Source organism: Burkholderia mayonis (assembly GCF_001523745.2).
GTDB lineage: Bacteria > Pseudomonadota > Gammaproteobacteria > Burkholderiales > Burkholderiaceae > Burkholderia > Burkholderia mayonis.
On record NZ_CP013386.1, the window covers coordinates 2009702 to 2030725 of the forward strand.

A 21024-nucleotide genomic window follows, 5' to 3' on the forward strand; every position below is an offset into this window, starting at 1 on the left:
GCAAAGAGGACTAAAAGAACAACTAGGCGGTTCTGGGCGGCCGATGCTCTGGGTACAACAAAAAGCCCGCCGAGTACAACTTGCGGGCCTCTTGGGTACAATTCGGTACATCACACTGGGTACAAACCGCCGCTGTTATTGCAGTCCCTTGCTCGCGAGGAAATCCTCGTAATTCCCGCCGAAGTCGACGAGCGAGCCGTCCGTCGTCACTTCGATGATCCGGTTCGCGAGGCCGCTCACGAATTCGCGGTCGTGCGACACGAAGATCAGCGTGCCTTCGAACTTCTCGAGCGCAATCTGCAGCGACTCGATCGATTCCATGTCCATGTGGTTGGTCGGCTCGTCCATCAAGAGCACGTTGTGGCGGCCGAGCATCAGCTTGCCCCAGATCATGCGGCCCTTCTCGCCGCCCGACAGCACCTTCACCGATTTCTTGATGTCGTCCGCCGAGAACAGCAGGCGGCCGAGCGTGCCGCGCACCATCGTCTCGTCGTCGCCGTCCTTGCGGTACTGGTCGATCCAGTCCATCAGCGTGACGTCGTTCGGGAACTCCTCGTAGGTGTCCTGCGGCATGTAGCCGACGTTCGCGTTCTCGGCCCACTTCACCGTGCCGTGATCGAGCGCGAGATTGCCGACGAGCGCGCGCAGCAGCGTCGTCTTGCCCGCGCCGTTCTCGCCGATGATCGCGATGCGCTCGCCCGGCTGCACCGACAGGTTGAAGTTCTGGAAGATCGTCCGTTCGTATTGCTTCGTGATCGAATCCGCAACGACCGCGATATTGTGCAGCTTCTTCTCGAACTCAAAGCGGATGAACGGGTTCTGCCGCGACGACGGCTTGAATTCCTCGATCTTGATCTTGTCGATCTGCTTCGCACGACTCGTCGCCTGGCGGGCCTTCGACTTGTTCGCCGAGAAGCGACGCACGAAGTCCTGCAGCTCGGCGACGCGCTCCTTCGCGCGCGCGTTTGCGGCCGCCTGACGCTCGCGCGCCTGCGCGGACGCGAGCATGTAGTCGTCGTAGTTGCCCGGCCAGACCTTCAGCGTGCCATAGTCCATGTCGGCCATGTGCGTGCACACCGAGTTCAGGAAGTGACGATCATGCGAGATGATGATCATCGTCGAGTTGTAGTTGTTGAGCGTATCTTCGAGCCAGCGGATCGAATTGATGTCGAGATTGTTGGTCGGCTCGTCGAGCAGCAGCACGTCCGGATTCGAGAACAGCGCCTGCGCGAGCAGCACGCGCAGCTTCCAGCCCGGCGCGACGTCGCGCATCGGACCGCTGTGGAATTTCTCTTCGATGCCGATGCCGAGCAGGAGCGCACCCGCGCGCGCTTCGGCGTCGTAGCCGCCGTACTCGGCGAACTTCGCCTCGAGCTCGGCGGCGTGCATGTAGTCATCGTCGGTCGCTTCGGGGTTCGCGTAGATCGCGTCGCGCTCGGACATCGCGGCCCACATCTCGGTGTGGCCCATCATCACGACGTCGAGCACGCGCACGTCTTCATACGCGAACTGGTCCTGGCGCAGCTTGCCGAGACGGACGTTCGGCTCGAGCGCGACGTTGCCTCCGGACGATTCGAGATCGCCGCCCAGGATCTTCATGAAGGTCGACTTGCCGCAGCCGTTCGCCCCGATGAGGCCGTAGCGGTTGCCCTCCCCGAACTTGACCGAGATGTTCTCGAACAAGGGCTTGGGCCCGAATTGCATCGTGATGTTGGCGGTAGAAAGCACAGCGTGGCCTCGTGAAAGAGGAGAGATCGACGGGAAACCTGACATTTTAGCAGGAGTCGGTGACGTGCTGCTCGCGGGCGCGCTCGACGGGCATGCAATGCGCGGGCAAACGGCCGTGAGAGGCCGCGTTGCAATAATCGGGGATCGATCGGCTTGCGCCGCGGCGACACGGGAACGGACACGTTTGGCGTAGTGCTGCGGCCGCGCCGCACGGCGGCGGCGCACCCACCCCTCACTGGAATCGAGCGCGCCGCGCGACGATCGCGGCGAGGCGCCTTGCCGGCGTCCTCAGTCGGCTACCTCTTCGACACGTTCGGCGCGGGCGCCTTGGGCGGCGTCTTCAACTGCGCGAACAGCACCGAACACGGCACGTCCTTGTTGTTGCTCGGCGCGATCAGCGGGACCAGCGCCGCGAACGGATTGATCAGCCCGAGGCCGACCATCGCGCCCGCGCGCAACGCGAGCGCGCCCACATCGACGCCGACGTCCGGATTCTTGAACGTACCCTTCGCGTATAGCGGCGAGCGCAGCGAGAACACACGGAAACCCTTCGTGTGCGGATGGATCGTCAGGTCCAGGGTTTCGTCGCGCAGACTGATCGGGCCGTCGACGTTGATCAGCGCATCGTCGGTGTCGAACGCAAACACCTTCGTATCGAGCACGCCGTTGGTCGCGACAAAATCGACCGCCGCGCAATTGATCTTCACGTCGCGGCCGCCGAACAACTTCTCGTAGACGACGTTCGCGACGTTCAACCCGGCCGCCTCCATCAGCAGCCGGCTGATCGCGCCGTTGGTCACGAGCGCCTTTACTTCGCCGTTCGCGGTCGCCGCGAGCGCCGCGGGCGAGTTGCCGGTCGCCGACAGCGCGGCGTCGCCGTTGACCTCGCCGAGCGCCGACTGCATCACCTTCTGCGTCGCGAACAGCTGCTTCAGCTTCAGGTGGCGCGCCGACACGGAGAAGCGCCCCTTCAGCGGCGCACCGCTGCCGTCGAGCCGCGCGTCGGTCGCGAGCGCCCCGCCCGCGACGCCGAACTTGAGCGGCAGCAGCGACAGCACGCCGTCCTGCATCACGACGTGCGTGTACAGGTCGGTGATCGGCAAATCGGCGCGCTTGACGAGCTTCTTGCCGGTGAACTTCACATCGGCGTCGAGCGCGCGCCAGCGGTCGGTGCGGAACGTCTCGACAGGCAGCACACGGCCCGGCGGCTGCTTCGTCGTATCGCCTCGCTGCGCCTTGCTCGCCGCCGTGTCGGCGCCGATGATCGGTGCGAGGTCGGAGAACTGGAGCAGGTTCGACACGAGCTCGCCCGACAGCAGCGGACGCGGCTCGCGCTGCGCGTACTCGAGCGTGCCGCGCAGATCGCTGCCGCCGACGCGGCCGTTGAAGTTCTCGTAGCGGAACGTGCTTGCGCGGCGCTTGAAATTGCCGATGAGGCGCCCTTCGGTCGCGTATGGCGGCGTATCGGGCAGCGTCACGCCCGTGAGCGGATACAGATGCGACATGCTCGAACCCTGCAGCCACAGGCGCAGATCGATCGCTGCGAGATGCACGGGATCGGAGAGCGTGCCGACGATCGCCAAGCGCGTGTCGCCTGCCTTCACGTCGGCCTGCAGCGGGAACGGACGCGACGCGTCCTGTAGCGCGAGCACGCCGCCCATCTTGCCCGTGCCGTCGACCGGCACGCCCTTGTAGTGGCCCTTGACCGTCAGGCCGAACGCGTAGGCCGGACCGGCCGGCTTCCTTGCAGCGGCCGCCGCGGACGCGCTGGAGGCTGCGCTGGCGCCGCTCGCGCCGGGGGCGATCGTGGCCGGCGGGACGACCGAGGTGGCCGATCCGCCGGCCGCACCCGCGCCCGACGCGGAAGGCTGGCCCGCCGCAACGGCCGCCGCGCTCGCGCCGGACGGCGCGTGCGTCGCCGATGCGGCCGCCGCACTCGATGAAACGCTCTTGCTTGCCGCCATTTTGGCCGTCGCCGCCTGATCCACCGTGGAAGCCTTGCCGGCCGAAGCCGCCGGATTCGCGTCCGACGCGCCGCTCGCCGCGGAAGCCTTGCCCGATTCGGGCGCCGACGCAGCCGAGGCCGCCGACGCCTCGGATGCGACCTCGGCCTTCGCCTTCGCGGTGAGCTGCGCGGCGCCCTTCTTGCCGACGCGCTGCGCCGACGCCGCCCGCGACGTCTCCTCCTGCTGCTTGAGCACATCGCCGAGCGGGATCTGCTGGCCGAGCGTGTCGATCGCGACGGTCAGATCGGCTTTCGTGATCGCGTCGCGGTACACGACCGTGCCCTTCGCGAAGCCGAAGTCGCGCAACTGCACCTTCCACGGCGAGGGGCCGGACGATTTCCTGAATTCGAAGGTCCAGTTGTTGCGGCCGTCGGCGAGGCGCTCGACGTCGAGCGCCGGATTGACCAGCTCGATCGTCGGGATCACGACTTCATGTGCGAGGAGCGGCAGGACCGCGAGCTCGAAGTGCGCTTCGTCGAGCGTCGCGAAATTGGGCGCTTTCGCCCAGGCCGGGTTGCCGATGACGACCTGGGTCGCCGAGAACATCGGCCACGGCACCCACGCGCGCCAGCCGGTTTCGCCGTCGGGACGCCGCCAGCCGACCTTGATGTCGCCGTGGATCTCGAACGGCCGGCCGATCGACGCGCTTGCCTGCTCGTTGATCCAGGGTTTGGCGCGATTCCAGTCGAACGTGAAGATGAACACGCCGAGCGCCGCGGTCAGTACCGCGACGATGCCGACGATCCACGCCGCCGTTTTGCCGAGGGTACGGGTGAGCGTCATGCCAGATTCCGTCGTAGTGCTTCGTGAACCGGCAGCGCCGCGCAGCGCGCGCGACGCTGCCACTGACGGTTATTATGACGCACGACGCCGCGCCACCCGCCCCCATTTACCGTTTTTTGCGTTTTTTGCATTTATGACAGCCGATGTCCTGATCGAGACCCGACAGATCACCCGCCGCGACGCGGCGAGCGGCAAGACGCTCCTCGCCCCGACCGACTTCGCGCTCGCGCCGGGCGAGCGGATCGCGCTCACCGGGCCGTCGGGCTCGGGGAAGAGCGTGTTTTTACGGGTTCTGGCCCTGCTCGACCCGATCGACGGCGGCCGGCTGCTCTGGCACGGCAAGCGCGTCCCGCGCGCGGCGATTCCGCGCTATCGGCGCAGCGTCGCTTACGTGCGGCAGCGCCCGGCAACGGCCGACGGCACAGTCGAAGATCTGCTGCGCTACCCGTATTCGCTCGCCGTCTACCGCGACGCGCACTTCGATCGTGCCCGCGTCGCGCGCCTCGCCGCACAGGCCGGCCGCGGCGACGACTTCCTCCGTAAGGCATCGAGCGAGCTGTCGGGTGGCGAGGCGCAGATCGCCGCGCTGCTGCGCGTGCTGCAGCTCGATCCCGACGTGCTCCTGCTCGACGAGCCCACTTCCGCGCTCGACCCCGATTCGACCCGCGCAATCGAGGCGCTCGTGTCCGCATGGTTCGGCGCCGCGCCGAGCGCCCGCTCGTATCTGTGGATCTCGCACGATCCGGCCCAGGCGGCGCGCGTCGGCGCGCGACGCCTGACAATGCGCGCCGGCGTGCTCGACGTCGCCGCGACGGAGGATATCCGATGAACACGCCGCTGCAAGATCTGAGCCTCGTCGACATCGGCATCGCGGCGGCCCTCGTCGCGATCAACGGCGCGATCTCGGTTGCGCTGTCGCTCGACCTCGGCCGCAAGCTCGCTTGGGCCGCCGCGCGCACCGTCGTCCAGTTGCTCGCGATCGGCTACGTGCTCGGCTGGGTCTTCGGCCATCCGCACTGGTATGTCGTGCTGCCGCTTGTCGCGCTGATGACGCTGATCGCCGGCTTCGCGGGCGCCGCGCGCGGCAAGCGCACCTACGCGGGCCAGTGCGTCGACAGCATCCTGTCGATCTGGGCGAGCAGCTGGTTCGTCGCGGCGATCGGCCTATTCGTCGTGATCCGCATCCATCCGTGGTACGCGCCGCAATATGCGATCCCGATCCTCGGGATGATCCTCGGCAATACGCTGACGGGCGTGTCGCTCGGCATCGAGCGGATGATGGAGGAGCTGACCGCGCGGCGGGATCGCGTCGAGACGGCGCTTGCGCTCGGCGCGACACGCTGGGAGGCCGCGCAGGATGCGGCGCGGCAGGCAGTGCGCGCCGGGATGCTGCCGACGCTCAACCAGATGGCCGTCGTCGGCGTCGTGAGCCTGCCGGGGATGATGACGGGTCAGGTGCTCGCCGGGCAGTCGCCGTTGCAGGCGGTCCGCTATCAGATCGTCATCATGTTCCTGATCGCGGCCGCGTCCGCGCTCGGCACCGTCGGCGCTGTGCTGTCGACGTATCGGCGGCTCTTCTCCGCCGAACACCGCTTTCTCGCGTCGCGGCTCGTCGAACGGGCAGCGGTAAAGAACGGTGGATGAGATGCAGATGTTCGCCACGCGGAGCGACGGCGTAGCGGAGCGACGAGGCGGCGATCCGCCGGATCGTGGCAGTTTGGAGAATCGGCGGTTTGCCAATCCGGCGAATTGACGGTTCGCGGCACCCTTGCCATTCGCGGCGTGGCGGCGTGGCGGCAGCGATTGTCGCTGATTCGAACGATCATCGAATCTCGTCTCGTCGTGTGATGAATACCCACGCGTCGACGCGCGAATCGTTGCGGCCCATCGTCGATGCAGCTCGACGACACCGCGCGCCCCACACTCGAAGCACGTGCGCCGAGCATGCACCGAGAATCCGGCGCGCGTTGCGCGAACGGCGTCCGCGCAACCCTGCTCACCGCTTGATCGACACCGTGACCTTCGAGCCGTCGCGCATCGTGATCGACTTCGAGCCGCCAGTCGATATCGACAGCCACTTGACCTGGCTCACCGATACCACATTCGGGCATTGCAGCGTCTTGCCGCCCGCCGCCACCTTCTTCGTGCCGTTCGGCGCGCTCGCCTGGAAGCTCAGTTGCACGTTCGCCATCCCCTTGCTGTCGACAGACGGCGCGAGCCGCACCTGCGTCTGCCGGACCATCGCGCCGTTCGCGTCGCGAGGCAGGTTGTCGGCGTTCGGGCACGCGTCGGGCATCGGCACGGCGCCCGACGGCGGCACCGACTTCCAGTTGAAGTCGTCGGTTTCGCCGGAGCGGATCTTGCGCGTCTCCTGCATCGAGCCGAACTGCCTCGAATCGACCTTGACCGTGTACTGAAGCTGGCCGTCGTTGCCGCCGAGCACGCTCGCCTTGATGGGCGGCGCCGCATGCGCGGCAAAAGCCGAGAGCAGCGTCGCGACGGCGCACGACGCGACGAGCGGCGACAGAAGGCGTTGACTCATGCTGACCTCTCCTTTTATGGCGACGAGCTGCGCGAATCGCCGGGTTATCGATGCATGACGCAATGCCAGTCTAACGCGAAGCGGCACGCGTGGCGCTTGCCACGCATCGGGTGTTACCCGTGCTTGCACGATGTGCGTCAAGCGTGCGTGGCGCACGCTCGCGGGTCGATACGTCGCGGCCTGTCGCGTGGCGCGGCGTTCGTTTCGCTCGCATCTCGCGCGCGATGAGTCACGCGCATATCGCGGCCGTGCGCCCGCCGTCGGCGCACGCATTCGAGTGGCGCGCGCGTACCGAGGTCGCGCGCGACGCCTCGATCTTTCACGTGCTTTCGCGCGGGGTCGCTTGCGCCGTCGCGCCGCGCCGCGTCGACGGCGAACCCCGAGCATCGAACGGTGTCCGTCCGAGAACCGAGAACCGAGAACCGAGAACCGAGAACCGAGAACCGAGAACCGAGAACCGAGAACCGAGAACCGAGAACCGAGAACCGAGAACCGAAAACCGAAAACCGAAAACCGAAAACCGAAAACCGAGAACCGAGAACCGAGAACCGAGAACCGAGAACCGCCCCGAGGACCCCGGGGCGACACCCGCCGCCGAGCCATTCGCCACCGGCCTTCCCGCAGCGACCGAGGCACCACCCTACCGCCTGTCGGCCAGCGCCCCCGCCGCGACCGGCTACAATAACGGGTTCGCCGAATCCACCTCGTCGGCACCCGTCATCCGCTCCACCGTGACCCATCCATGACCACGAATCTCGTCATCCAAAGCACCGCGCCGCTCTCCGACGCGCATCACCGGCCGCTCGCCGCGCTCGCGCGCGGCAAGCGCGTCGTTCCGATCGATGCGCAGGCGATCCGCATCGAAGGCGCGGACCCGGCGCAGCGCGCCGACGTCGACGCGTACTGCGGCGCGCATGCGCTCGACTACGCGTTCGTCGACGCAACCCGGAAGCTCGCCGACTTCGGCCTCGTCGCGATGGACATGGATTCGACGCTGATCACGATCGAGTGCATCGACGAAATCGCCGACTTCTGCGGCCTGAAAGCCGAAGTCTCGGCGATCACCGAGGCGGCGATGCGCGGTGAGATCAAGGATTTCAACGAGAGCCTGACACGCCGCGTCGCGCTGCTGGCCGGCCTCGACGCGAGCGCGCTCGAGCGCGTCTACGACGAGCGGCTGCAACTGTCGCCCGGTGCCGAGTCGATGCTTGCCGCCGTGAAGGCGGCGGGCCTGAAGACGCTTCTCGTATCGGGTGGCTTCACGTTCTTCACCGAACGGCTGAAGGCGCGGCTCGGCCTCGACTACGCGTATTCGAACACGCTCGAGATCGTCGACGGCAAGCTGACGGGCAAGGTCGTCGGCGAGATCGTCAACGCGGACGTGAAGGCGCGCGCGGTACGCGAGACCTGCGTCGCGCTCGACATCGAGCCGGCGCGCGCGATCGTCCTCGGCGACGGGTCGAACGACCTGAAGATGATGGCCACGGGCGGCTTCTCGATCGCGTTTCGCGCGAAGCCGGTCGTGCGCAGCGCGGCGAGCGCCGCATTCGATCACGTCGGCCTCGACGGCTTGCTGCGGCTGTTCTGAAGCTGCGGCTCTGCGGCTGTTCCAGACCGGAATGCTGCGCGGGCACCGTCGCTGCGCGCAACGTCCATCGAGCGAAAACGGCGCGCGGGCGAAGGCCCGCAGCGCCGTTTTTGCTTTTCGCGATGCCAAAGCGCAGCCGCGCGCCAGCCGCCGCGGCAAGCGCCGTGCAACTTCGCACGCGGCGCTTCGCCAACCGCCTGCGCCGGTATCGCGCGCTACGCGAGCACCGCGGCAAACGCGCGCTCGATGTCCGCGCGCAGATCGGCTTCGTCTTCGAGGCCGACGTAGAAGCGCACCAGCGTGCCGCGATGCGGCCAGGCGGTCGTGCGCATCGATTGCACGTCGTACGGCATCGCGAGACTGCACGCGCCGCCCCAGCTCCAGCCGATCGCGAACAGCTCGAGCGCCTCGACGAAGCGATCGACCTGGCCGGCGCTGAAGCGTTCGTCGAACACGACCGAGAACAGGCCGCCCGCGCCCGTGAAGTCGCGCATGAACGCGTCGTGGCCCGGACAATCCGGCAGTTGCGGATGCAGGACCGTCGCGATCTCCGGACGCGTCTTCAGCCAGCGCGCAAGAGACAGCGCGCTCTTGCTGTGCGCGTCGAAACGCGCCTGCATGCTCGGCAGGCCGCGCAGCACGAGCGAGCAGTCGTCGACCGACACGCCGATCCCGAGCCGCATCCGCGCGAGCTTCAGCTTCGCGTGCAACTCATCGTCGTCGGTAATCGTCGCGCCCATCAGCACGTCGCTGCCGCCCGATTGATACTTCGTCAGCGCCTGCACCGAGATGTCGACGCCGTGCGCGAACGGCTTGAATGCAAGGCCCGCCGAATATGTGTTGTCGATCGCCGTGACGATGCCGCGCGCATGCGCGGCCGCAGTGATCGCCCGCACGTCGGGCACTTCCATCGTCACCGAGCCGGGCGCTTCGAGCCAGATGAGACGCGTGTTCGGCTGGATCAGGTCCGCGATTCCCGCGCCGATCATCGGATCGTAGAAGCGCACGGCGATTCCGAAATCCTTCGCGAGCCATTTGCCGAAGTCGCCATTCGGACCGTACGCGTTATCGGGAATCAGCACGTCGTCGCCTTCCTTGACGAGGCCGAAGTACACGTTCGTGATCGCCGAGAGCCCCGACGGCTGCAGCAGCGCATGCGTGCCGCCTTCGATTTCCGCGAGCCGCTGCGCGAGCGCGAGCGACGTCGGCGTCGCGTGCAGGCCGTAGCGCCACTGGCCGTCCTTGCGCCAATCGAGATTGCGCATCGTCGCGAGATCGGGAAACACGACCGTCGACGCTCGCGCGACCGGCACGACGAACGATTCGAAACCGGCGGGAATGCGGTCGTCCGGCTGGACGACGCGAGTTTGCAGCGCGCGCTTGGGAGTGGATGCGGTCATGACTGGGAAGGCTCGATACAGAACGAGCCCGAAATGATTGGAATCCGGCTAGCTTAGCCGGATTCCATGCGTTTGGCCCGGTACAATCGGCGCGGCCGCGACCGTGTCGGCGAACACGTCGCCCGCGGAAGCCTCTAGGCCGAAACCGGAACCGACGGGCGGCTGAAATCGACCGCCGCGCTGGCCGGCCGCGCTACTCGGCGGTCTTCAGGTTGCTCACGCCGCCGACGGACTGCCCCTGGACGCCCGCTGGCACTGCCGCACCGGCCGACGCCGGCTGCACAGCCGCCGCATGTTGCGGCGCTGGCGCGCCGCCCACCGGATGCAGCACGACGGGCAGGGGATCCGATTGGTCCGCGTTCATCCGGTCGGCCGACAAACCGCCCGACGCGTCGAAGCGGCCGATCCACACGCCCGTGATGTTCGTGCCGTCGTCCGATTCCTCGATCTCGAGCGTGTCGCCGTCGCGGTCGCCCGCGAGCAGGACGACGGCGCCCGTATCGAGATACTGGCATTCGCCGTGCACGCCCGGCTCGTCCGTCTTCGGCCCGAGGCGCACGACGACCGGCCGGCCGCCGAGCGTTCCCTCATAGCGCGGCAGCCCCGCATACGCCGGATTCGGCTTGAGCGGCGCGGCGGGCGGCGGCGCGTCTGTCGGCATCGCCGCGGCAGGCGCCGCGTCCGATGCGCCGGCGGAAACGGCCGCAGGCTGAGGTTGAGACTGCGCGAGCGCGAGCCCCACCGCCGTCGCGAGCGCGGCGGCAAGCGCCGCGCCGCGGATTCCAGTGATCAGTTTCAACAGCGCGGCCCTCTCGTCACAGACGCTCGAACACCGCGGCGATGCCCTGCCCGCCGCCGATGCACATCGTCACGAGCGCGTAGCGTCCGCCGATACGCTGCAGTTCGTACAGCGCCTTCACGGTGATGAGCGCGCCCGTCGCACCGATCGGATGGCCGAGCGAGATGCCCGAGCCGTTCGGGTTGAGCTTCGCCGGGTCGAAACCGAGCTCGTTCGCCACCGCGCACGCCTGCGCGGCGAACGCTTCGTTCGCCTCGATCACGTCGAGATCGGCGACCGTGATTCCCGCACGCTCGAGCGCCTTGCGCGTCGCGGGCACGGGGCCGATGCCCATGTACGCCGGATCGACGCCTGCATGCGCATACGAAACGAGGCGCGCGAGCGGCTTCGCGCCGCGCTTCTCCGCCGCGCCGCGCTCCATCAGCACGACCGCGGCGGCGGCATCGTTGATGCCCGACGCGTTGCCCGCCGTCACCGTGCCGTTCTCCTTGACGAACACCGGCTTGAGCTTCGAGAAGTCGTCGAGCGATGCGTCGTGGCGCACGTGCTCGTCAGCGTCGAACACGATCGCGCCCTTCCTCGACGCGATCTCGATCGGCAGGATCTGCTCCTTGAAGTAGCCGGACTGCGTCGCGTGCGACGCGCGCCGATGCGATTCGAGCGCGAGCGCGTCCTGCGCTTCGCGCGTGATCCCGTACTTCGCGGCGACGTTCTCGGCCGTCACGCCCATGTGGATCGACTGGAACGGGTCGTTGAGCGCGCCGATCATCATGTCGACGAGGCGTGCGTCGCCCATCCGCTGACCGAAGCGCGCGGCGGGCACCGAATAAGGCGCGCGGCTCATGTTTTCCGCGCCGCCCGCGACCGCGATGTCCGCATCGCCGAGCAGCACGCTCTGCGCGGCCGACACGATCGCCTGCAGACCCGAGCCGCACAGACGGTTCAGCGTCAGCGCGGGCGCGTGCTGCGCGACGCCGCCGTCGATCGCCGCGACGCGCGCGAGGTACATGTCCTTCGGTTCCGTGTGCACGACGTTGCCGAACACGACGTGGCCGACTTCGTCGCCCGACACCTGCGCGCGCGCGAGCACATCGCGCACGACCCGCGCGCCGAGCTCGGTCGGCGCGAAGTCCTTCAGGCTGCCGCCGAAATCGCCGATCGCGGTGCGCACACCGCTTACCACCACTACTTCGCGTTGCATCGTTGCCTCCCTTTCTTCTCTTGATGAAAACCGATGGAGCACGCGGCCGCCGCCGCGCGCGTCACGCATTCGAGTCACGCATTCAATAGCCGCTCGACCGCGTCGCGCGACGGGATCGGCGCAACCGCGCCGAAGCCCTGCGTCGACAATGCGGCCGCCGCGTTCGCGTAGCGCGCGGCCGCGAACGGATCGTCGCCCGCGACGAGCCGCGCGACGAACGCGCCGCCGAAACAGTCGCCCGCCCCCGTCGCGTCGACCGCGTCGACGACGAAGCCGGGCACGACGCGCCGCTCGCCGGGCGTCGCGACATACGCGCCTTCGCGCCCGAGCTTCAGCGCGACGACGCTCGGCCCGTAGCCGAGCAGCGTGTCGACGATCGCGTCGCGCTCGTCGAGCCCGGTGAGCGCCGTTACGTCGTCCCAGCTCGGCAGACAGACGTCCGTATGGCGCAGCGCCTCGCACATCGCCGCACGCGCGCGCGGCAGCGGCCAGAGCTTGAGGCGCAGGTTCGTGTCGAAGCTCACGCGCGCGCCGTTCGCCCGTGCGTGCGCGATCGCGGCGAACGCCGCGTCGCACGCGCTCGTGCTGATCGCGAGACTCACGCCCGACAGATGGACGAAACGCGCGGCCGCGAGCGCGTCGAGCGGCAGATCGCGGACTGCATAGCGGCTCGCGGCCGAGCCCGCGCGCAAATAATCGAACGCGTGGCCGTGCGCGCCGTGCGACACAAAATAGACGCCCGTCGGCGCGCGCTCGTCGATCCGCACGTACAACGTGTCGACGTGCTCGCGCTGCCAAAGATCGAGCAGCAGGCGGCCGAAGTGATCGTCGCCGACCGCCGACACGAAGCCCGCACGCGCGCCTTGCCGCGCGGCCGCGACGCAGAAGTTCGACGTATCGCCGCCGAAGCCCTGCAGATAGTTCGGCTCGCCTGGCCGCGCCTGGTTGAATTCGACCATCGCCTCGCCGAGCGCGAGCACGTCGGGGAATGTCGCGGACATCGTCAGACCTCGCCCCACAGATCGTGGCCGTCCGCGCCCGTGATCTTCGCGGACACGAAATTGCCGACCCTGTAGCGCTTCGACGCCTTGGTCGCCGGCTCGATATAGACGACGCCGTCGATCTCCGGCGCGTCGGCCGCGGTGCGGCCGATCCCGCCTTCCTCGTTGACTTCGTCGATCAGCACCTTGAGCGTCTTGCCGACCTTGCGCTCGATGCGCGCGGCCGACACCTCCTCGGCGACTTCCATGAAGCGCGCGCGGCGCTCCTCGCGCACGTCGTCGGGCAGCGCGCCGTCGAGCTCGTTCGCGCTCGCGCCTTCGACCGGAGAATACGCGAAGCAGCCGACGCGATCGAGCTCGGCCTCGCGAATGAAGTCGAGGAGCGTCTCGAATTGCGCTTCGGTCTCGCCCGGAAAGCCCGCGATGAACGTGCTGCGGATCGTCAGATCCGGGCAGATCTCGCGCCACTTCTGCACGCGCTCGAGCACCTTCTCCGCATTCGCGGGGCGCTTCATGCGCTTCAGCACGTCCGGGTGCGCGTGCTGGAACGGCACGTCGAGATACGGCAGCACATGGCCCTTCAGCGGACCTTCGGCCATCATCGGGATGATCTCGTCGACGTGCGGATACGGATAGACATAATGCAGACGCACCCACGCGCCGTACTGCGCGGCGAGCTCGCCGAGCGCGCCGACGAGCTCGGTCATCCGGGTCTTGAGCGGACGGCCGTTCCAGAAGCCCGTGCGGTACTTGACATCGACGCCGTACGCGCTCGTGTCCTGCGAGATCACGAGCAGTTCCTTCACGCCGGACTTGAACAGATTCTCGGCTTCGAGCATCACCTCGGCGACAGGCCGCGATACGAGATCGCCGCGCATCGACGGAATGATGCAGAACGAGCAGCGGTGATTGCAGCCTTCGGAGATCTTCAGGTATGCATAGTGGCGCGGCGTGAGCTTGATGCCTGCGGCCGGCACGAGATCGACGAACGGATCGTGCGGCTTCGGCAGATGGCTGTGCACGGCCTGCATCACTTCGCCGACCGCGTGCGGGCCCGTGACGGCAAGCACCTTCGGATGCACTTCCTCGATGAGGCCGGAGCCGCTCGCGCTCTTTTTCGCGCCGAGGCAGCCGGTGACGATCACCTTGCCGTTTTCGGCGAGCGCTTCGCCGATCGCGTCGAGGCTTTCCTGAACGGCTTCGTCGATGAAGCCGCAGGTGTTGACGACGACGAGATCCGCGCCGTCATAGGTGCCGGAGATTTCGTAGCCTTCGGCGCGCAGTTGCGTGATGATCTGCTCGGAGTCGACGAGGGCCTTCGGGCACCCGAGCGAAACCATGCCCACCTTGGGCGCGGCGAGCGGCTTACCGCGTGATTTCAATGAATTTTCCAACTATCGCTTCCATGCGTGAGGGGACGGCGTCCGGTGGCGGCACGCCTTGGGTTTGCCGGCATTTTACCCTCCGCGCGGCGACGTTTCCCCGAGGGAGCACACCGAGCGCGTCGCCCACCCGGACCGCATGCGTGACGCCGATTGCGAGCTGCTTGGTGACGAGCCTCATGAGCCGGATCGCCCCGACGTAGCACGCGTCCATCGCGCTCGTACACGGCAGACGCGCGAGGCCGGCCGACAGCTTCAGGAGGCGGGTTCGCGAATGCGGCGCGTGCGTCGCAGACGAAACGGCCGCCTGCCCGTCTGCTGCGGCGGCATCACTCGGCGCATCCCACCCCGAAAAAAACGGCGCCTGCGCGGCGCCGTTTCCTGCATGCGATTGCGACGTCCGCCCGATGACGCGCGGCAAGCCGCGGCCCCTCGGGCGATGCGCCCTCCGAGCGTAATCGATGCCGCCCCGCCGAGCCGCAAGCGGGTTCACGGAGCGACGACACATGCAGTATCGCAACGCAGCCGGGTCGCATTCCGGCCACGGTCCCGGCGAAAGACGTCGCACGACGTCGCGCGTTGCGTCTACTTTTTCTCCGGCTCGCTGCCCGGCGGCGTCGGCTTGAACGGGAACGAACTGAACATCGTCTTCGCCTGGTTCTGCATCTGCTCCTGCATCTGCACGAACATGTTCTTCGACTGCTCGATGTAGCTCGTCATCATCCCTTGCATCATCGGCGCCTGCATGTTCATGAACTGCGACCAGACTTCCGGGTTCATCGCATTGTTTTCGTACAGACTCTTCGATTGGTCGGCGAGCTTGCTCTGGATGTCGATGAACGCCTGGATGTTCTTCTCCAGGTACGCGCCCATCATCCCCTGCATCGCATGCCCGTAGAAACGGATGATCTGCGACAGCATCGACGACGAGAACATCGGCACACCGCCGCTTTCCTCTTCGAGAATGATCTGCAGCAGGATGCTGCGAGTCAGGTCTTCGTTGCTCTTCGCATCGATGACCTTGAAATCCTCCTGGTCGAGCACGAGCTGCTTCACGTCGGTCAACGTAATGTAGGTGCTCGTCTCCGTATCGTACAAACGGCGGTTCGGATACTTCTTGATCAGCCGTTCGCCAGTATTCTTTGTAGTAGTCATGTAACGCCTTTGAGCGCCTGATGAGCGCAGTGACGGCGCCCGGTGCCGCACGCAGGCACGACCGCGCGCGGCACCGGGCGTTCCCGGAACATCCGACCCACATGGCCGGACGGCATGCGCCGCCCGGCCATGTGGCTCAGCCCATATGCAAGCCGCCGTTCAGCGAGAAATCGGCGCCCGTCGAAAAGCCGGACTCTTCCGACGCGAGCCAGGCGACGATCGAGCCGATCTCGTCGGGCGAGCCGAGACGGCGCACCGGAATCGTCGCGACGATCTTCTCGAGCACGTCCGGACGAATCGCCTTCACCATGTCCGTGCCGATGTAGCCCGGCGACACCGTGTTGACCGTCACGCCCTTCGTCGCGACTTCCTGCGCGAGCGACATCGTGAAGCCGTGAATGCCCGCCTTCGCGGTCGAGTAGTTCGTCTGGCCGAACTGCCCCTTCTGGCCGTTCACCGACGAGATATTGATGACGCGCCCCCAGCCGCGCTCGACCATACCGTCGATCACCTGCTTCGTGACGTTGAAGAGACTCGTCAGGTTCGTGTCGATCACGGCCGTCCAGTCTTCGCGCGTCATCTTGCGGAACACGACGTCGCGCGTGATGCCCGCGTTGTTGACGAGCACGTCGACCTCGCCGATCTCGGCCTTCACCTTGTCGAACGCCAGCTTCGTCGAATCCCAGTCGCCGACGTTGCCTTCGGACGCATGGAACTCGTAGCCGAGCGCCTTCTGGTCCTCGAGCCATTTCACGCGGCGCGGCGAATTCGGGCCGCAGCCCGCGACCACCTTGAAGCCGTCCTTGTGCAGGCGCTGGCAGATGCTCGTGCCGATGCCGCCCATCCCGCCCGTTACGTAAGCAATTCGCTGAGACATAACCATCACTCCATTATCGTTTTGAGAAGCGCCGCGCGGCAACCTCTCCGTCGCCTGCCTGCCGATCCGCCTGTTCGCCGGGTCGCGCCCATCGGCACGGCCCGACCGGTTGCCGTCGGACTCGCGTTACGGACGCTCGACCGCGAGCGCGACACCCATCCCGCCGCCGATGCAAAGCGACGCGAGGCCGCGTTTCGCATCGCGCTTCTGCATTTCGTGCAGCAGCGTGACGAGAATCCGGCAGCCCGACGCGCCGATCGGATGGCCGATCGCGATCGCGCCGCCGTTCACGTTGACCTTCGACGTATCCCAGCCCATCTGCTTGTGGACCGCGAGCGCCTGCGCGGCGAACGCCTCGTTGATCTCCATCAGGTCGAGATCGCCGACCGACCAGCCCGCGCGCTCGAGACAGCGGCGCGATGCCGGCACGGGGCCCATGCCCATCACGCTCGGATCGACGCCCGCGTTCGCGTACGCCTTGATCCGCGCAAGCGGCTCGAGGCCGAGCGCCTCGGCCTTGTTCGCCGACATCACGAGCACCGCGGCCGCGCCGTCGTTGATGCCGGACGCGTTCGCGGCCGTCACCGTGCCGTCCTTCGTGAACGCGGGCTTCAGGCCCGCGAGCGACTCGGCCGTCACGCCATGGCGGACGAATTCGTCGGTCGCGAAGCGAAGCGGCTCGCCCTTGCGCTGCGGGATCCCGATCGGCACGATCTCGTCGTCGAAGCGGCCTGCCTTCTGCGCGGCCTCCGCCTTGTTCTGCGACAGCGCGGCGAACTGGTCCTGCTCTTCGCGCGTGATGCCGTACTCCTTCGCGACGTTCTCCGCGGTGACGCCCATGTGGTACTTGTTATAGACGTCCCACAGGCCGTCGACGATCATGCTGTCGACGAGCTTCGCGTCGCCCATCCGGAAGCCGTCGCGCGAGCCCGGCAGCACGTGCGGCGCGGCGCTCATGTTCTCCTGGCCGCCCGCGACGACGATTTCCGCATCGCCCGCGACGATCGCGTTCGCGGCGAGCATCACGGCCTTCAGGCCCGAGCCGCACACCTTGTTGATCGTCATGCCGGGCACCGCGCTCGGCAGCCCCGCCGCGATCAGCGCCTGGCGCGCCGGGTTCTGGCCCGAGCCCGCCGTCAGCACCTGGCCCAGGATCACTTCGCTGATCTGCTCCGGCTTCACGCCCGCTCGCTCGAGCACTGCGCGGATCACGGTTGCGCCGAGCTCCGGCGCCGCGATCTTCGCGAGCGAGCCGCCGAATTTGCCGACCGCGGTGCGCGCGGCCGATACGATCACTACGTCAGTCATTTCCCTATCCTCCGAGCGAACGCGGCACGGCGCGCCGCGAACCGCCCTGTTAAAAATCGGTAGCGCAGGAAAGCGTGCTCCGCCTTACGCCGTTCGTCAATCGCGGCGCATCACATACCGGCCGGGCGCGGGCTCGATCGCCGGGAAGCGCGCGGAACCGAGTTGCGCGCGCGGCTTCACCTTGCGGCCGCCGTACTGGTCGAGCCACTCGATCCACTCCGGCCACCAACTGCCCGGATGCTCGGTCGCCGCGTCGAGCCAGTCGTTCGCCGATTCCGGCAGTTCCTTCACACCCGCGTCGTAGGTCCAGTAGCTGCGCTTTTTCTTCGCGGGCGGATTGATGACGCCCGCGATGTGGCCCGACGCGCCGAGCACGAACTCGAGCGGCCCCGTCAGCAGCGACGTCGATTCATATGCGGTCTGCCACGGCACGATGTGATCCTCGCGCGAGCCGTAGATGAAGGTCGGCAAGTCGATCCGCGACAGATCGACGGGCTCGCCGCACACGGTGAGTGCGTCCGGCTCGCGCAGCTTGTTCTCGAGATAGGTGTTCCGCAGATACCACGCGTACATCGGGCCGGGCAGGCTCGTCGAATCGCTGTTCCAGTACAGCAGGTCGAACGGCGCCGGCGTGCGGCCCTTCAGGTAGTTGTCGACGACGTAGTTCCAGACGAGATCGTTCGGACGCAGGAACGAGAACGTATTCGCGAACTCGACGCCGCGCATCAGGCCCGGCGTCGCGCCGTTCTTGCCGCCGATCGTCTGTTCGCGCATTTGCACGTGCGCTTCGTCGACGAACACGTCGAGGATGCCCGTATCGGAGAAGTCGAGCATCGCAGTGAGAAGCGTCATCGATGCGGCCGGATGTTCGCCACGCGCAGCGAGCACCGCAAGCGCCGTCGCGAGCATCGTCCCGCCGACGCAGAAGCCGAGCGTGTTGATCTGCTCGCGCCCGCTCACCTGCTGAACGACGTCGATCGCGGCGAGGAGCCCCTCGTCCATATAGTCGTCCCAGGTCTTGTGCGCGACCGACGCGTCGGCGTTGCGCCACGACACCAGATAGACCTGATGGCCGCACGACAGCGCATGCGCGACGAGCGAATTCTCCGGCTGCAGATCGAGGATGTAGAACTTGTTGATGCAAGGCGGCACGACGAGGAGCGGCCGCTCGAACACGGTCGCCGTCGTCGGCTTGTACTGGATCAACTGGATCAGGTCGTTCTCGTAGACGACCGCGCCTTCCGTCACCGCGAGATTCTTGCCGACGACGAACTGCGATTCGTCCGTCTGCGAGATCTTGCCTCGCTGCATATCGGCGAGCAGGTTCATCATCCCGAGCCGCAGGCTCTCGCCTTGCGTCTCGACGAGATTCTTCTGCGCCTCGGGATTGAGCGCGAGGAAGTTGCTCGGCGACGCCGCGGCTGTCCACTGCTGGATCGTGAAGCGGATCCGCTCGCGGGTCTTCGGATCGGTCTCGAGCGCGTCGGCGAGCTCCTCCAGATAGCGCGCGTTCAGCAAATACCACGCGGCCGCGAACGCGTGCGCGGGCGACGCCTTCCACGCGTCCGCGCTGAAGCGCCGGTCTTTCAGATCAGGGGCGATCGGCGACGCGGCCGTCGCCTGCTGGATCAGCGCGAGACAATCGCGCGAATAGTCGGCCTGCAGCTTCTGCAACTGCGTGGGCGGCACCGCCGCGACGGGCGCGAGCCCCGGGAACGACGCGGCCGCGCCGGGCCACTCCGGCATCTTCGGCATCGCGAACGGGAACGGCTGAGGCGGCTGGAACGCCGCGTACGGCGGCTGTGCGGACGCACCGCCTGCTGCTGCCCGGGCCGGGTCCGCGAAGCCGCGCCACGCGTTCAGCCAGGCCTCGAACATCTGTTGCATGGGCTGGGTCGCCGATCCGGCTGTCTCGCGACCTTGGGGAGTATCCGTATGAGAGGACGTCGACGAATTTTTCGATGCTGTCATACCTGCCTTAACGGTGGTTCCTCGGTGGTTCCTCGGTATTGCCTGCGGGGACCCTGGAAATCCTGCTCGAGCCGCATGATGTCGATCACCCACTGCACGCCCCGTCCAGCCGGGCGTCGTGTTCTGGAGCGTTTCTCCAGATTCTGCCGCAGTGCAGTAGTTTTATCATTATCGTTTTCCCCATGTGATCCGTCACCTCCGACAACACATGGTTCGCAAACCGGAATGACTGTTGCGAAACGCGCTACGCGAGGCTTGGCGGGAACGCCCGGCCGATTGGGCCGGCAAGAGTCGTCTAGACGATCTTGATGACAGCAATCGCACAGAGCAGCGCAGCAAATCGCGCCCAGGCAGCGCAGCGAAAATATCGCTTCGATTCCGTCGCGATTCGCAATAAAGGGCCGCTCGCGGCGGGCGGCCGTCATTCGGCGAGCCAGATCATCGCGGCCATTCGGCCCGTCACGCGATCGCGCCGATACGAATAGAAACGCTCGCGCTCGGTCACCGTGCACGCGGCGCCGCCGCTCACGTGCGTGACGCCCGCGCGCGCGAGGCGCAGCCGCGCAAGCGCATGGAGATCCGCCAGATACTTGCCGGGGGCGTCCGCCCGCGGCGCGAACGCGCGCTCGGTCGCCGCATAATCGGAGAGCGGCGCCGCACCGAGAAAGGCCGAACGCACTTCGGCGCCGACCTCGAACGCGGTCGGACCGATCGCCGGGCCGAGATACGCATGGAGATCGTCGACGCCGCCGCCCGCCAATGCCGCGACACGCTCGGCCGTCTTCTCGACGATTCCCGCGACGAGGCCGCGCCAGCCCGCGTGCGCAGCGCCGACCGCACGGCCCGCGCTGTCGCACAGCAGCACCGGCAGACAGTCGGCGACCATCACGACGCAAACCGCGCCCGGCGTCGCGGCCACGCTCGCGTCCGCGCGCACGACGCCGCCCGTCTCGCCCTCGCCCGATTCGCCCTCGCTCGCGGCGAGCACGTCCTCCGCGCGCACGACGTCCGTGCCGTGAACCTGGTCGAGCCAGGCCGCGCGCGGCTGGCCTGTCAACGCGAGCAACCGCGCGCGGTTCGTCTCGACGTGCGCCGGGTCGTCGCCCGTATGCCGGCCGAGGTTCATCCCGCCCGCAACCTCGCCCGCGTCGCCCCACCCGCCAAAAGGGGGGTCGCTCACGCCGCCGTTGCGCGTCGAGACGAGCGCGCGCACGCGCGGCGGCGCGTGCCAGTCGGGTTGCACGCAATCGGCGAGCGTCAGGGGTCGCAACGTCGTCATCGGC

The 21024-nt window shown here is 67.3% G+C and carries 17 protein-coding genes; 3 read left to right on the forward strand and 14 right to left on the reverse strand.

The genetic code is table 11. The features are described 5' to 3' along the window. Positions 1–135: 135 nt before the first annotated feature. Complete coding sequence (locus tag WS70_RS09885; RefSeq protein WP_082722483.1) at positions 136–1728, reverse strand: ABC-F family ATPase; 1593 nt, start codon at positions 1726–1728, stop codon at positions 136–138. Between the two features lie 296 nt (positions 1729–2024). After that, positions 2025–4517, reverse strand: a complete 2493-nt coding sequence (locus tag WS70_RS09890; RefSeq protein ID WP_059598658.1) for an AsmA family protein — start codon at positions 4515–4517, stop codon at positions 2025–2027. A 133-nt stretch (positions 4518–4650) separates the two neighbouring features. On the opposite strand from WS70_RS09890, the gene WS70_RS09895 reads away from it, so the two are divergent. Together WS70_RS09895 and WS70_RS09900 are read left to right on the forward strand one after the other, a co-directional pair. Then, the gene (locus WS70_RS09895) at positions 4651–5346 is read left to right on the forward strand and encodes an ABC transporter ATP-binding protein (protein WP_059471653.1); all 696 of its coding nucleotides are present in this window, start codon (positions 4651–4653) and stop codon (positions 5344–5346) included. Continuing rightward, positions 5343–6161 carry an ABC transporter permease gene (locus WS70_RS09900; protein ID WP_059471654.1) on the forward strand — a complete coding sequence of 273 codons (819 nt, stop codon included), beginning with the start codon at positions 5343–5345 and terminating at the stop codon, positions 6159–6161. The genes WS70_RS09895 and WS70_RS09900 overlap by 4 nt, the downstream gene beginning before the upstream one ends. A gap of 352 nt (positions 6162–6513) precedes the next feature. On the opposite strand, the gene WS70_RS09905 is transcribed toward WS70_RS09900, so the two are convergent. Further along, positions 6514–7059, reverse strand: a complete 546-nt coding sequence (locus WS70_RS09905) for a DUF6013 family protein (RefSeq protein WP_059598657.1) — start codon at positions 7057–7059, stop codon at positions 6514–6516. Between the two features lie 742 nt (positions 7060–7801). Here WS70_RS09905 and serB point away from each other — a divergent pair. Further along, positions 7802–8647 (forward strand): phosphoserine phosphatase SerB, encoded by an 846-nt coding sequence (gene serB, locus WS70_RS09915; RefSeq protein WP_059598656.1) that lies wholly within the window; start codon positions 7802–7804, stop codon positions 8645–8647. A 215-nt stretch (positions 8648–8862) separates the two neighbouring features. Here serB and WS70_RS09920 read toward each other — a convergent pair whose 3' ends face one another. From WS70_RS09920 to pgeF, 11 genes are all read right to left on the reverse strand, one after another. Then, entirely contained in the window at positions 8863–10047 is a 1185-nt protein-coding gene (locus tag WS70_RS09920) for a cystathionine beta-lyase (protein ID WP_059598655.1), read from the reverse strand. 193 nt (positions 10048–10240) lie between these two features. After that, positions 10241–10846 carry a hypothetical protein gene (locus WS70_RS09925; RefSeq protein WP_059598654.1) on the reverse strand — a complete coding sequence of 202 codons (606 nt, stop codon included), beginning with the start codon at positions 10844–10846 and terminating at the stop codon, positions 10241–10243. 16 nt (positions 10847–10862) lie between these two features. Further along, a complete protein-coding gene (gene bktB / locus WS70_RS09930; RefSeq protein WP_059471659.1) occupies positions 10863–12047 on the reverse strand; it encodes a beta-ketothiolase BktB in 1185 nt (394 codons plus the stop codon). A 74-nt stretch (positions 12048–12121) separates the two neighbouring features. Beyond that, positions 12122–13048 (reverse strand): sugar kinase, encoded by a 927-nt coding sequence (locus WS70_RS09935; RefSeq protein WP_059598676.1) that lies wholly within the window; start codon positions 13046–13048, stop codon positions 12122–12124. Positions 13049–13050: 2 nt separating this feature from the next. Further along, on the reverse strand, positions 13051–14442 hold the full coding sequence (gene rimO / locus WS70_RS09940) for a 30S ribosomal protein S12 methylthiotransferase RimO (RefSeq protein ID WP_082722481.1): 1392 nt from the start codon (positions 14440–14442) through the stop codon (positions 13051–13053). Beyond that, positions 14414–14851 (reverse strand): hypothetical protein, encoded by a 438-nt coding sequence (locus WS70_RS32815; RefSeq protein ID WP_226382742.1) that lies wholly within the window; start codon positions 14849–14851, stop codon positions 14414–14416. Before WS70_RS32815 ends, rimO begins: the two co-directional genes overlap by 29 nt. Before the next feature lie 164 nt (positions 14852–15015). Next, entirely contained in the window at positions 15016–15585 is a 570-nt protein-coding gene (gene phaR / locus WS70_RS09950; RefSeq protein WP_059469770.1) for a polyhydroxyalkanoate synthesis repressor PhaR, read from the reverse strand. A 136-nt stretch (positions 15586–15721) separates the two neighbouring features. Further along, positions 15722–16462 (reverse strand): 3-ketoacyl-ACP reductase, encoded by a 741-nt coding sequence (locus WS70_RS09955; protein ID WP_059469769.1) that lies wholly within the window; start codon positions 16460–16462, stop codon positions 15722–15724. A gap of 126 nt (positions 16463–16588) precedes the next feature. After that, positions 16589–17770 (reverse strand): acetyl-CoA C-acetyltransferase, encoded by a 1182-nt coding sequence (locus WS70_RS09960; protein ID WP_059469768.1) that lies wholly within the window; start codon positions 17768–17770, stop codon positions 16589–16591. Positions 17771–17866: 96 nt separating this feature from the next. Beyond that, on the reverse strand, positions 17867–19657 hold the full coding sequence (gene phaC / locus WS70_RS09965; RefSeq protein ID WP_059598652.1) for a class I poly(R)-hydroxyalkanoic acid synthase: 1791 nt from the start codon (positions 19655–19657) through the stop codon (positions 17867–17869). Between the two features lie 505 nt (positions 19658–20162). Next, entirely contained in the window at positions 20163–21020 is an 858-nt protein-coding gene (gene pgeF / locus WS70_RS09970) for a peptidoglycan editing factor PgeF (protein ID WP_059469766.1), read from the reverse strand. Between the last annotated feature and the right edge of the window lie 4 nt (positions 21021–21024).